This is a genomic window from Solibacillus merdavium (assembly GCF_014836935.1).
Lineage (GTDB): Bacteria > Bacillota > Bacilli > Bacillales_A > Planococcaceae > Solibacillus > Solibacillus ferritrahens.
Genome location: NZ_JACSPW010000013.1, coordinates 33,115 through 46,969 on the forward strand (window position 1 = coordinate 33,115; position 13,855 = coordinate 46,969).

General features: G+C 38.5%; 13 protein-coding genes. 9 read left to right on the plus strand and 4 right to left on the minus strand.

The genetic code is table 11. The features are described 5' to 3' along the window. Window positions 1-19 precede the first annotated feature (19 nt). From H9632_RS13620 to H9632_RS13635, 4 genes are all read left to right on the plus strand, one after another. On the plus strand, window positions 20-526 hold the full coding sequence (locus H9632_RS13620; RefSeq protein WP_191704614.1) for a DUF1850 domain-containing protein: 507 nt from the start codon (window positions 20-22) through the stop codon (window positions 524-526). After that, entirely contained in the window at window positions 519-2,534 is a 2,016-nt protein-coding gene (locus H9632_RS13625) for a TRAP transporter permease (RefSeq protein ID WP_191704615.1), read from the plus strand. The genes H9632_RS13620 and H9632_RS13625 overlap by 8 nt, the downstream gene beginning before the upstream one ends. A gap of 173 nt (window positions 2,535-2,707) precedes the next feature. After that, a complete protein-coding gene (locus H9632_RS13630) occupies window positions 2,708-2,845 on the plus strand; it encodes a hypothetical protein (RefSeq protein WP_191704616.1) in 138 nt (45 codons plus the stop codon). 200 nt (window positions 2,846-3,045) lie between these two features. Then, entirely contained in the window at window positions 3,046-4,158 is a 1,113-nt protein-coding gene (locus tag H9632_RS13635; protein ID WP_191704617.1) for an amidohydrolase, read from the plus strand. 311 nt (window positions 4,159-4,469) lie between these two features. Here H9632_RS13635 and H9632_RS13640 read toward each other — a convergent pair whose 3' ends face one another. Continuing rightward, window positions 4,470-5,177: a Fe-S oxidoreductase gene (locus tag H9632_RS13640; protein WP_191704618.1), complete on the minus strand. Its 708-nt coding sequence runs from the start codon at window positions 5,175-5,177 to the stop codon at window positions 4,470-4,472. 108 nt (window positions 5,178-5,285) lie between these two features. Between H9632_RS13640 and H9632_RS13645 the strand changes: the two genes are divergently transcribed. The 4 genes from H9632_RS13645 (at window position 5,286) to H9632_RS13660 (ending at window position 8,953) form a co-directional block, all read left to right on the plus strand. Then, on the plus strand, window positions 5,286-5,714 hold the full coding sequence (locus tag H9632_RS13645) for a DUF4395 domain-containing protein (protein ID WP_191704619.1): 429 nt from the start codon (window positions 5,286-5,288) through the stop codon (window positions 5,712-5,714). Window positions 5,715-6,077: 363 nt separating this feature from the next. Next, window positions 6,078-7,352, plus strand: coding sequence for a polysaccharide deacetylase family protein (locus H9632_RS13650; RefSeq protein WP_191704620.1), 1,275 nt, complete (start codon window positions 6,078-6,080; stop codon window positions 7,350-7,352). Between the two features lie 32 nt (window positions 7,353-7,384). Beyond that, the gene (locus tag H9632_RS13655) at window positions 7,385-7,879 is read left to right on the plus strand and encodes a sigma-70 family RNA polymerase sigma factor (RefSeq protein WP_191704621.1); all 495 of its coding nucleotides are present in this window, start codon (window positions 7,385-7,387) and stop codon (window positions 7,877-7,879) included. Window positions 7,880-7,882: 3 nt separating this feature from the next. Further along, window positions 7,883-8,953: a S26 family signal peptidase gene (locus H9632_RS13660; protein ID WP_191704622.1), complete on the plus strand. Its 1,071-nt coding sequence runs from the start codon at window positions 7,883-7,885 to the stop codon at window positions 8,951-8,953. 26 nt (window positions 8,954-8,979) lie between these two features. Here H9632_RS13660 and H9632_RS13665 read toward each other — a convergent pair whose 3' ends face one another. The 3 genes from H9632_RS13665 to H9632_RS13675 form a co-directional block, all read right to left on the minus strand. Beyond that, window positions 8,980-9,948 carry a DMT family transporter gene (locus H9632_RS13665; RefSeq protein ID WP_191704623.1) on the minus strand — a complete coding sequence of 323 codons (969 nt, stop codon included), beginning with the start codon at window positions 9,946-9,948 and terminating at the stop codon, window positions 8,980-8,982. Window positions 9,949-10,027: 79 nt separating this feature from the next. After that, window positions 10,028-11,254, minus strand: coding sequence for a peptidase T (gene pepT / locus H9632_RS13670; protein WP_191704624.1), 1,227 nt, complete (start codon window positions 11,252-11,254; stop codon window positions 10,028-10,030). Window positions 11,255-11,285: 31 nt separating this feature from the next. Then, window positions 11,286-11,948: a lysoplasmalogenase gene (locus H9632_RS13675; RefSeq protein WP_191704625.1), complete on the minus strand. Its 663-nt coding sequence runs from the start codon at window positions 11,946-11,948 to the stop codon at window positions 11,286-11,288. Window positions 11,949-12,166: 218 nt separating this feature from the next. On the opposite strand from H9632_RS13675, the gene H9632_RS13680 reads away from it, so the two are divergent. Then, window positions 12,167-13,843: a hypothetical protein gene (locus H9632_RS13680; protein WP_191704626.1), complete on the plus strand. Its 1,677-nt coding sequence runs from the start codon at window positions 12,167-12,169 to the stop codon at window positions 13,841-13,843. Window positions 13,844-13,855: the final 12 nt, after the last annotated feature.

Consider the following 13,855-nt stretch of genomic DNA (forward strand, 5'->3'; position numbering starts at 1 on the left):
TTTGAAGCGAGGGATGTAGATGAGAAAATGGTTGTTTATAATCCTTGCTTTGCTCGGTATTGCTCTTTTGTTTGTTCCTTTTGACCGTAGCCTAACTTTTTATGAAACGCGAACTGAAAAACCGGTGCCGTTTTATTTGCCGTTAAAAAATGAGGATGTATTCCATTTGATCTTTACGCATTCCATTCACTTAACAGATGTAAAAGAGAGCTATCAAGCACTTCCAACAGACGAATTTCAATTGCTTTCAATGGAGTATTCGGATGTGGCTATTGGAATGCCGAGTTATGCAGAAGAAGGGCAAACCCTTCACTACGAAAATGGCATCTATAAACTTAAATATACGGATGCTAAATTAAAAGAATTCACGCTACATATTGGGGATGTCGACTATAAATTGAATCTCCAGCATAAAGGTAGAATTATACCTTTAAAGGAGCTTTTAATACCGGGGAAATCCTATTTAGTAAAACTTAAAAGCTTGTCTTTATATGACAAAATGAAAGGAGTCGAATTGGATGACTAATAAAACAGTGGCGGCAAATTCAGAAAACCTACATGAAGCACTTACTTTAGAACAGCAACAGCAGCTATTGGAAAAATACGATATTGAATCGAATCAGCGTAACCCGCAAAATATAATGAAGCATTTCATCTATTTTGGTTTGCTGGCATTTACATTGTTCCAAGTTTATACAGCCATTTTCGGACAATTTCCAGCGCAAATTCAGCGTACAGTGCATATAGGATTTGCCTTAACCTTTGTATTTTTATTATTCCCAGCAAGTCGTAAGCTATCAAAAAGCTCTATTCCATTTTACGATTACATTTTGGCGCTTTTTGCCATCTTTGTAGGTAGCTATTGGGTATTGAATTATGAGCGACTTGTTCAAAGTTTAGGACAGTTGGAAACATTGGATTTCATAGTGGGACTTTTGGCAATTATTATAGTATTGGAAGGGGCACGTCGAGCGGTAGGATTACCAATCGCCATTATTGCAGGAATGTTTTTACTTTACGCATTTTATGGCCCTTATATGCCGGAATTTATGGCACACCGTGGTCAAAGCTTAGATAGCATTGTTAATTTAATGTTTTTCTCTACAGATGGGATTTTAGGTACACCATTGGCAGTGTCGTCAACGTTTATTTTTGCGTTCCTTTTATTCGGAGCGTTTCTTGTAAAAACAGGTGTAGGGGAATACTTCAATGACTTGGCAATTTCAGTTGCGGGAAAGTTAGTTGGGGGTCCTGCGAAGGTAGCGATATTCTCATCTGCATTGCAAGGGACGATTTCAGGAAGCTCCGTAGCAAACGTTGTTACGTCGGGCGCGTATACAATCCCTATGATGAAACGTCTTGGGTACAATAAAAACTTCGCCGGTGCTGTAGAAGCTTCAGCATCAACAGGTGGTCAGTTGATGCCTCCGATTATGGGAGCGGCCGCGTTCTTAATGGTTGAATTTATTGGCCGTGGAGTAACGTATTGGGATATCGCCAAAGCAGCTGCTATCCCGGCAGTCTTATACTTTGCTGGTATCTGGATTATGACGCATTTTGAAGCGAAACGATTAGGCTTACGCGGTTTAACGGATGAGGAGATGCCGGACCGTTCGAATGTATTAAAGAAAATTTATTTACTTGTTCCAATCGTGTTAATCATTGTTCTGATGATGTCGGGTGTACCAGTTATTCATTCTGCACTTTACGGAATATTAGCATGTATAATTGTAGGGTTTATTAATCCTGATGTGAAATTCGGTTTCAAGGAAATTGTTGACGGTTTGGTCGATGGTGCACGTTCAGCATTGGCAGTAGCAGCTGCAACTGCATGTGCGGGTATCATTGTAGGGGTTGTTGTAAAGACTGGATTAGGACTATCACTAGCAAACAGTTTAGTTAAGCTGGCAGGTGGCAGCATTATTATTACGCTGTTCTTCGTAATGATTGCATCGTTAATTTTAGGTATGGGTGCACCGACGACAGCAAACTATGTTATTACATCAACAATTGCGGCTCCGGCTATTATTGCATTATTGGCACCGGATGTACCAGCAAGTGCAGCGCCAATTATTGTAGTTTTATCAGCGCATTTCTTCGTATTCTATTTCGGAATTATCGCAGATATAACACCGCCAGTCGCACTCGCCGCCTTTGCAGCATCCGGTATCTCAGGTGGAGATCCGATTCGTACAGGTGTGAACTCTGCTAAACTGGCAATTGCAGCTTTCATTATTCCATATATGATCATTTTCTCACCGGCATTGCTTATGATTGACGTAACAGTTTGGCAAATTGGTTGGGTAGTATTTACGGCATTAATGGGTATGATTGCAATCGGTGTTGGGGTTATCGGCTATTGGTATCGTCCGGTAAATTGGATGGAACGCATTGTTTTATTGGCTGCAGGTCTAGCAATGATTTACCCAGAATCAATGTCTGATACATTAGGCTTGATTGCCTTTGGAATTATGTTTGTTATTCAATGGATGACAAAAAATAAAGAGACCACATCAAAAGTAGCGGTTTCTTAAAATATGGAAGAGCGCTTGAATACTAAATTCAGGCGCTCTTTTAATTTATCTCAAAACAAGATGGATTTAATACTAATTATGCATAAACAGCTAATAATAGTTGATTTTATTAAAAATCCATTATATTATTTAAATTAACTAAAAATTCTAATAATTAAAAGAGGTGGATGTGGATGACAACAATTTTAAAATCAATGCTTGAGACATATTTGTTCGATGAAGAAATGGATTTCGAATCATCGGAGCAACAAGAGGTGTCTGAAAATGAAGAGCGTACTCAATATCCAAATGGATTTTTCTCAAGCCTATAATATAATTTTTGATATGCATACTTTTTTCAGAACTTATCGGTGTCTATCCAATTAAGCAATTGGGATAGATGCCATTTTTAATTTTATGCGATTCTTGAAACTTTGGCAGTTGAAGTTTCACTTTATTGGGCAGTAATAATGTAGAATATAAATTTTGTACTGTATAATAGGGATACTAAATAATATTTGAGGTGCGTTTCATGTTAGCAGTAAATTCAACGGAACAAATGATTTTTGATTGGTTTCAGTATTTCCATGCAAATCCTGAAATAAGCTGGAAGGAAGATAATACGACAGCTAAAATAGCTGAAATACTAGATGAGATGGGCGTAAACTATAAAAGGTTTGACGATGTGACAGGGCTTGTCGCAGAAATCGGGCAAGGTGACGAGACAGTCGCGGTTCGTGCAGATATTGATGCACTTTGGCAAGAAGTAGACGGCGTGATGCAGGCGAACCATTCTTGTGGACATGATGCAAATATATCAATCGTTTTAGGGGCGCTCTATGCATTAAAGAATGAATCGTTAAAGAAGAAAATTCGATTTATTTTCCAACCTGCAGAAGAAACAGGTGGTGGGGCGCTAGCAATGATTGAGCGTGGTGTTATAGAAGATGTAACACATTTATTTGGAGTGCATTTACGTCCAATGGAAGAGCTCCCTTTAGGAAAAGTTGCTCCGGCCATTTATCATGGGGCTGCTGCATTTTTATCCGGAACAATTACTGGAATTGATGCACATGGTGCTCGTCCCCATCAAGGGAAAAATGCGATAGATGTAATTGTAGCGATTCAGCACATGCTGAAAAATATTCATATTGATCCATTTGAAGTGTATTCCGCTAAGCTAACGAAGATTGTAGCGGATGGCGGAAGTGTGAATATTATTCCGGGCAATGCAAGCTTTTCGATTGATGTGCGCGCTCAAAAAAATGAAGTCCTGACAAAAGTGCAAAACTATGTGGAAAAAGGTTTAAAGCAAATCGCAGAAATGTTCGATATTGATGTTGCTTCGGACTGGTTAGATGTCACACCGGGTGCAGAAGTATCTAAGGAGGCGGCTGCTTTGGCAGAGCGTTCAATTATTGAGGCGCTTGGAAAACAAAGTTTGGCCCAGGCCGTCGTCACACCGGGTAGCGATGACTTCCACTTTTATACGATAAAAAATCCACAATTGAAGGCTACGATGATTGGTGTCGGTGCAAATCTTGGACCGGGTCTTCATCATCCGAAAATGTCGTTTGATGAAAAGGCATTAATTGATGGAGTGAAAGTAATTGCCACGACGTTAAAAAATTGCGCAAATGAATAATGATTTGAAGCGATGCTATGAAATGTAGCATCGTTTTTGTTTGGAAGAAGCAGGAGGGAGTGCTTGCTACGGATATTAGAAAAGTTGAAGCGGTTATTAGAAAACTTGGAATGTTTATTAGAAGGTACTTAGTATTTATTTGAACTTTTGACCACTTTATTAGCACATAGGCAAAGTTTATTAGCAACTCAGAAATTTATTAGAACTTTTCAGATTTTATTAGAAAAAGCAATTCACTTATTAGAAAACATCTACGCTCCAACACCCTAAATTAAAAAAGTGCCGTTATTGAACGACACTTAAATTGGAAATTATTTTATCGGGCAGAATCCGCAAGCGATTAGCCCCGGAATGTCTTTCGAGAAGCAACAGCTTTTCCTAACTGGCTGATTAATTAGTGCAGAAGGACTTTTCCCGCCTGTGTAATTTAAAAACAGGGATTTATCCGAGAAATAGCGCCAAACCTCTTTACCTTCAAGCAATTCTAAGTCCTCAAAGGCACGGTCGGCAAGTGCCGGATTCTCGAGTAATGTATGATAGTGCCATAGCATATACCCGAAGATGTTCTCCCATAAAATAAGTGGGGAAATCGACGTCGTTTTACGTAATTGACCAATAATAACAGATGTTTTATATAAAATATCCGTCATCACACGCTCGCGCTCATCATCTTCCACATAGCGAAAATCATTCGGGTTGATATACATACCGAGTGTATGTATCCCATATTCCTGAACAATGGCGAATCTTAAATTTTCTGGCTTGCCATCCCAGATTTCATCATAAGTTGTCAGCATATAAAACTGCATTGCCACAAACATGCCATAGCGACGACCAAAGTGAGAAATGGCCGCAGTTTCTGTTGCAGCATTCGTTATCCCCATCATTAAATTACGAAAGTCCGTTAAATAAAAGTCTTTATGAAGATTGGCCAATGTAAATAATGGACGGTCTGGTTCTTCCGTAAAAATACTGTAAGAATTTAATTGACGAACTTGATCGTATGAAAGTGCAGGCATTTCAATCACCTTTTCTTAAAAATTGTTTACCTTTACTATAACATTTCTCTTCACAAACGAGTGGAAAAACGCTACGATAAACTAAACATATAAGAAAGGTTGGTTTTTATGGCAAAACCTATTTCTATTCCTAGACCGTTAGTTCGAGTGAATCAGTGGACTATTTTTCTCTCCGTCATATTAACGTGGGTGACGGGACAATATTGGCTTTTGGCAATTCCTTTAGTAGCAAATTTGCTTGGGATCTTTACGGGATTTAACCCGATTATGCGATTGGCCAAATTATTTTTAACGAAAGATGTGAAATCTTATATCCCGGAAGATGTTGCTCAGCAAAAGTTTAACTCAACGATTGCAAGCATTTGTTTGGCAGGCGGATTATTAGGATTTGTCTTTCAAATGCCGGTCGTCGCTTATAGCTTTACAATTATGGTCGCGCTCGCATCATTTATTGCGATTTTAGGATTTTGTATAGGTTGCTTTATTCATTTTCAATGGAAACAGTTCCAATACCGTCGTTCTATTAGAAATACTTAAAAAGTTTTTGAATTATATTGACAATGATAGTGATAATCATTATCATTATAAATGTAGCAAGAGCTTATTTGTAATACAGTACAAGTAAGTCTGAGCTAACCGCTTTCTCCAGGAGCTAGTTAGCTCAGAAAATATTATTCTAAACCCCCTCATTTAGAATGTAAGTTTGACTGTGTGTCAGACTCTGAGTTTTTCACCCTTTGTTTTTTCATCTAGTTTACTTCCTTTTTGGAAGACCCGTTACCCGTATCAGCAAATTGATACGGGTATTTTTATTGTAAAAAAAAATAAAAATTTTTTGAAACTAATTTTGAATTTCTCCGTCTGTACGTTGCTTTAAAAGAAAAGCTAACGGAGGAAATTATGAAAAAGGTTATTACTGTAGGGGTATTTGCTGCTTGTGTATTATTGATAGCAATTCAATATAAAAGTTTTGGTCAAAATATCGAACGGGCTGTCGCCAATGAAAACGATGTTGTTCAAGTGGATAATGAATTACAAATTGAACAAGCGACACATCTGTTTGAAAAAGTGCTTCTTATAGAAGAAGCACAGCCAATTTATATGAAAGGGAAGGCGCTTGTTGAAATTGGAACTGTGCAGCCAGGTGCATCTTTTGCCATTGCAGGGGAAGATGAGCTTTTTTATGAATTGCGGTTCGGTAAAATAACGGCATTTATAAAAAAGGGAAGTGCAACCGTTGAAAAACGGGAAATTCAAGCATTAGTCAATAAAGAGGTGACAGGTTCAGTCAAGGCAGATGAAAGAGTGGCTGTCTATGAAGAAACAAGCTTTGATAGCGCGGTTATGCTCCAGCTTGCACAAGGGTTCCGCTTTCCGATAGTGGGAGAAATAGGGGATTGGTTTATTCTAAAAATTGGCGAGCGTGCGGGTTATATACATAGTCAATCAGTTGAAATAGATGAAGGTATTCCGGTTTTAGTGTATCATCATATTTTACCGCAAGATGAGATGGTGACAGAGGTGAGTACTGTTTCGGTTGAATCATTTGAGCAGCAAATGGTCTTTTTGGCCGAAGAGAATTTTGAAACGATTACAACAGCACAGCTTTATGATTATTTGGAAGGTCGCCAGATTCTATCGACCAATTCGGTACTTATTACTTTTGATGATGGCTTATTATCGACGAAGGAATATGCCTACCCGATTTTAAAGAAACATGGGTTTACAGCGGTACAGCATATTATCTCTTCTCGAACGAATCGTTTTGAAGGCGAGCAGGTTTTTAATAGTGAAGGACCGCTTCAGTTTTTTACGGAATATGAGATGGAACAATTAGCAGATGTGTTTTATTATGAAGCACATACAGAAGATTTGCATCGCCTCAATAGTGAAACAGGGCTTGGTGTAGCACTTGAACTGTCGGCTTCTGAAATTGCAGACGACTTAAAACGAAATGTTGCGACGCTTAAAAATGCGACATCGTTAGCGTATCCGTTCGGTCATTATAATGAAGAGATGGTTAAAGCGATGAAGGAAGTCGGGCTATTGATCGGCTTTACGACAAATGAAGGCTATGCAAATATTGAGCAATCAAATTATGAAGTAAATCGTTTTGGGGTAACAGAAAAGAAAACATATGAACAGTTCACTTCTTATGTAAAGGGGGTGTTCTGAAAATAGAAAGATAGAAGGTGTTAATAGCTAATATGAAAGATTTTGACGCCATATTAGATGAGCATACGCGTTATTTAGTGCGCATCGCATATTTGTACGTGAAAAATTGGGCTACCGCAGAGGATATCGTACAGGAAGTATTTTTGACATACTATCAAAAGAGCGATCAATTTCGCAACGAATCATCGTTGAAAACGTATTTAACTAAAATGACTGCCAACCGGGCAAAAGACTATTTACGTTCGTGGAAACATAAAAAGGATGTTTTCTTCGATACGGTTTTTGCACAGACAAAGGGTGCAGATGAAGAAGTTATACAAAAACAGCAGCTCGCTTCTCTCGAACAAAAGTTATTCCAGCTACCACTGAAATACCGTGAGCCACTCATTTTATATTATTATAACGAGCAGTCGATTGTGGAAATTGCCTTATTTTTAGAGCTTAATGAAAATACGGTGAAAACGCGTCTGCGTCGAGCAAAGCAGCAATTAAAAGAGTTTTTTAACGAAGAGGAAATGGAGGGATGATGCATGGATCCATTTAAAAAGCAGCTGGAAGACATGATGGGTGATACAAACTTGCAGGAAAGCCGAATAAAACAGCGTGTGAAAAAAGATTTAACGACACCAAAGACAAAGCGTTCATGGCATGTGCAAGTGGTGACAGCAGCGGTTGCAGCGGTTGCGGTATTCCTATTTATGACAGCAGCTCCTTTTACCCAAAATTCAGCAAATGAAGGGCGGGGTGTCCCTTATGATCCGCTTGATGATTTGGCGCAAATCGCTACCCTTCAAAAATCAAAGCAACTTTCAACAATTGATTATGATGCTTTCGCACAGCTACCAGTGCTTGAAGAATTAACAGATTTACAATATATCGATAAGGATTCCTTTTCAATTGCAGGGAAAGAGGAACTTTATCATACGGTTATTGAACGAAAATCTAATTTATTTGATGAAGTTGTATATAAAGCAGGCGATATTGTTCGAACGATGACAAATACGAGCAGTCATTTGCCTATTTATGAAAATGCCTACTATGAAGTGATCGCTGTGCCGGGAGACCGGGTCGTTTTGCAGAACGGCAAGCTAACAGTGAATGGTAAGCCTGTCCAATCGGAACTAATGGCATTGTATGAGGAAAACGGCAATACGATTGCAGGCGGCTATGACCAATTATTAAATGCACGAGAATATTTTTTAGTAAACCATTTCCCAGCTGAAAATACTTTGCAGGCAGGAACGATTACCGCTGTGCATAAAATTTATGGGGAAGTAGTAGGGTTGGCACAGCAAAATAAGACGGATTCCATTTATTTTGAGTTGTCAAATGGCTATACACCGGACCAATATTTCGATTTATATTTATATGACCAGATTTTTGGAGAAGGAACAATGAGTGAAAGGTTGTCAGCCCAAGATAGTGCATTTCCGCATGCCAATCGCTTAGGGGAGCTGTTTTTAGAGGCATCTTACCGCAGTGTTACGTATCTATCCGACACAGAAGTAGAAATTCGCTACCAATATGGTCGTGAAGGGGTAGGGGAATATGTATTTAAAATGTATAAAGATCAGACAGGCGTATGGCAATGGGGATTATAAAAAATGGGTAGTGACAAAAACTGTCGCTACCCATTTTCGTTTTTCAGCTGCAATCTTTTTCTATTTACTAGTACTGTATGATAACTATGTAACAGCAATCCGACGATGATGACAGTTAAACCTGCTAAAGCGAGTGGCTTTGGTAACGGGACATTAAGCAACATCATTTCACCAATCACAACAAAGAGTACTTGGATGGATTGGGTTGCTTCCACAGCGGCAAGTTTCCCTTGATCATGTCGTACGCGGTCAGTAGCGATAAAGAATAATACAGTAGCAATTACACCGGATGATACCGCCACAAGAAGCGATTGGTATAGTTGACTGGCAGATGGTAAACCAACTGTAAAGAAAGCATAAACTGCGAGTAGCACCCAAATCGGTAAAGAAGCAATTGTCATACCGAGCACACGTTGGAATGGATCAACTCTTCCGCCACAAAGTGCCATCATTTTTCGATTGCCAAGTGGATAAGCAAAGGCTGCTATAATGACAGGGATTGTTCCAAGAAGAAGGCTTTTCGTTGAAACCGTTTGTGATTGTGGAATTTGTATCATAAAAATACCGATTAAAATAATACCCGAAATACTTAACGATATCAGTGGTATTTTTGCCCGTACTATCTTTCCGGCAATGGTGGAAAGGAAAAGTGGTGCAAGAAGTAGACCAGCTACAATGGTAAATTGCCATGTACCCGATACGAGCCACCCGGGTCCATACGCAGCAGCAAATGTAAGAGGGGCATAAAATAGTACAAAGCCTATAAAGCTCCATCCAACCCATGCAACGGGGCTTTCCTTCATTTCAGTTGATAAAATACGAAATCCATTTTTTCCTCGAATAGCCACGATTGCTATTAAAAAGGGGACCATAAAGAAGTAACGAAGGGAAGAGCTCCAAAGCCAGCTGCCCCCTTCCAGTTCCATGGAACGGTTTAAAATAAACGTAACAGCAAAAAATAATGAAGCTAAAATGCCAATGAATATCTCCTTCATTTCACACCACCTGAATAGTTATAATTTTCCGTCTATTAAGTGTACAAAAAATGGAGCGAATTCAATCGCTCCATTAATTTTAGTTGCGTTGTTCAAACAGCTGAACGATTTCAATAATGACTTCAGCAGCCTTTTCCATCGTTTCTGCAGATACGAATTCATATTTTCCGTGCATATTTTCTCCACCTGCAAAAATATTTGGCGTTGGCAAGCCCATGTATGAGAGCTGCGAACCATCTGTACCACCACGAATTGGTTCTACAATTGGAGTAATATCGAATTTAGCAAAGGCATCTTTTACGATATCGACAATTTCCATTACGGGCTCAATTTTTTCACCCATATTGTAGTATTGGTCTTCAATTGCTACAGTGATTGCCTCTTTGCCATACTTTGCTTGCATCTCTTGCCCTACTTTTGCCATATACGCTTTTTTCTCTTCGAATTTTGCGCGGTCATGGTCACGGATAATATATGACATCGATGATTCTTCAATGCCACCATTAAAGTGCATTAAATGAATAAAGCCTTCGTAGCCGTCTGTTTTTTCAGGAACGGCATCTTTTGGCATTTCGTTCTGGAACTCGATGGCCATTGTAATCGAGTTGACCATTTTATTTTTTGCTGAGCCTGGATGGATATTCGTGCCGCTCGTCGTTACTTTTACACCAGCAGCATTAAAGCTTTCGTATTGTAATTCTCCTAAAGGTCCGCCGTCCATTGTATAGGCATAATCTGCGCCGAACTTTTCCACGTCGAACTTATGTGGACCACGCCCGATTTCTTCGTCAGGTGTGAAGGCAACACGAATTTTACCGTGCTTAATTTCAGGGTTGTTAACTAAGTATTCCATCGCCGTCATAATTTCTGCGATGCCGGCTTTATCGTCTGCACCTAGTAATGTATTTCCATCTGTCGTAATTAATGTTTGGCCTACATAGTTTTTTAAATTCGGGAAGTAGTCTGGTTCCATCACCAAGCCATTTTTCAATGTAATTGCTTCACCATCGTAGTTATCGATACGCTGTGGCTGTACATTTGTCCCTGTATAGTCGGATGTTGTATCAACATGTGCTAAAAAGCCAAGCGTCGGGACTTCTTTATCTGTGTTTGATTCCAATGTTGCGAAAAGGTAGCCGTTTTCATCTAATGTAATCTCTGTTAAGCCAATCTCCGCTAATTCGTCCTTTAATACATTTAATAAATCAAACTGCTTCATTGTAGAAGGTGTGGTGTCTGAGTTGAAATCTGATTGTGTATCGATTTTTACATAGCGTACTAAACGTTCAATTACTTTTTCTTTCATATGAAAAAGACCTCCTAAATACATATTGCTTTTATTGTACACTCTTTATTTCGGTTTTTGAACTAATTTTGAAGTATTGTGCAATGCTGAGCATCAAGAAAAACTGGGCAGCGTAATAAGTGAACATAATAAGCTCATGTGCATAGGCAACATCAAACATAAAGCGGTTGATTGCCAAAATGGAATCGGACGCAATAAATAAGAATGCACCGATAATTGCAAATGCACTCCCTGTGCGAAACGAAGTCCAGCCCATTGTCAAAATAACTAAAATATATGCCGTTACAGCAATTGCCAAAATCGTATCCCCTTTTTGGAATAGACTCCCCGCAATCCAAATCATCATGGCAGCTCCATATAAACCTAAAACAATTTTCACATAAAGCGGTGTTTTTGCTTTATTCACAGAACGGAAAGCAAAAATATAAAAAATATGTCCCGTTAGGAAAAAGCTCAGCCCGATGATAAACCATTGTAATGTATAATCACCAATCGCGCAGAAGATTAATCCAATTAATATAAGCCAGTAATAACGGGATTTAACAGGAACTTTTGTTAAATACGCCAACGCTATTAATAAAAGCATTGGCAACAGTTTAAATACCATCTTCAACGAACTATCAATCGTCTGAAAAAGAAAAACGTAATAAAGACCTAGACCAAAGAACAAAATAATTAGTATTTTACGAGCCATCCATTTACCTCCTAAAAGAATATTAAAAAGGGCAAAACAATAATGATTATGAATAATAGCACTACACTCGTATTATAGTATATAAATCTATTTATTGAATAATTTACCAAACAAAAAACGTAATATATAGTTTTTTTATTACTGTAATGAATTTTTCCTAATGTTTATGAATCTTTTTTTTTACTTATTCGTAAATAGAACAGAGAGAGGTGAGTAATATGGGACAGTTATTGCTAATAACGGCAATTGGTTCACTTTTAATAACATTACTTTTAGTACCGCTAACAAAACAAGTTAAAAATAATGAGCTATCAACAAAAACATTTTCCATACTAGCGATTACAACATTTATTTTAAGTTTTATTTCTGTGTTTTTAACGGTTTATATATCTAAAATTGATCTGAGCTGGACAATATTCTTATATGTATTACCCGTAGTGGCGATTGCAGGGGCAATATTTGCAGTCGGTGTTGAACAAAAAATAAAATCGGCTATCGTGCTTGGTGGGATAATCGGAATAGGCTATTTAGTAAGTGCACCATTTTTTAATGCTGATGAGAAATATGAATCTGCTCAAATGAAAGAGCAAACAGAAATTTCGCCGTTTGATGAGAAGAAAACACCGGCGAGTGTGCCACCACAATTCGTAAGAAACAAAATGAAAAAAGCCTTTGGTCAAGTACCAAACACAAGCTACTATGAATTAGGAAGCTTACAAATTCAAAAAGTAAATGATAAGTATGTGTATATTGCACCTGTGGAATTTTCCGGTGTATTTAAATGGTTCAATGGAAAAACGACACCAGGTTATTTCACAATGAGTGCGACGGATTCCAGTGATAATCCGAAATTTATTAAATCGGAAATGAGCTATGTTCCATCGGCCTACTTTAATAAAAATCTGGAACGCCACATTCGATTAAATTATCCTACGTTGATTTTTTACGGTGATCCTCAATTGGAAATCGACGAAGATGGTCATCCTTATTACATTCGATCATTTGGGGAATTTATTTCTGCGCGTAACGGCTTTGACGTAAAAGGTATTGTACTTGTCGATGCAAAAACAGGTCAATCTGAAATGATTGCGACGGCGGATGTTCCGGAATTTATTGATGGCGCAGTATCTCCAGAGACAGTAAGCTTACAGAACAGTTACTACGGAAACTATGTCCATGGCTTTTGGAATAGTCTTGTCGGTAAAAAGGATGTAAAATTACCGAGTGATGAAGGTACAGAAGCAAATGTAAGCCCAATCTTTATGGAAGATGGAGAAATGTATTATTTCACTGATTTCACTAGTCCTAAAGAGGGCGTTGATTCAATGCTTGGCTATGCATTAACACATGCACGTTCAGGTGAAGCAACTTATTATACGGGGAATTTGGAAGAGTCCTACATGGATTCACAAGGGGCTCTAGATATAATTGAGAAAAAATTCATCGAAAAAGAATGGAACGGTGAAATGCCGATTCTTTATAATTTTTACGGAGAAGCAAGCTGGCTATCGGCTGTTTTAGATGCAAATGGCTTCTTACAAAACTATTTCATCGTTTCCGCGGCTAATCCGGAAATTTCAGCATTCGGTACAACACCTAACGAAGCGCTAAGACTATATAAAACAGCCCTCAGCAGGGGTGGAAGTACGGTAGATGGCTCTTCGAATGCCGAGGAAGCACAGTTGGCATCAGAAGTTGTCCGTGTTTATAAAGAACGTGTAGGGGATTTCACAATTGTATCGTTCTTAACAAAAACTGGTGAAAGCTTTATTGTAAGCTCAGAAACAGCACCTTTTGCGATTTACTTGCAGGAAGGCGATAAAGTAGTGCTGACATATGCAAAAACAGGGGAAGATTTCCAACCTGTAAAAGCACTGCAGATTGTAGGATTATAATAAAAATAAAGG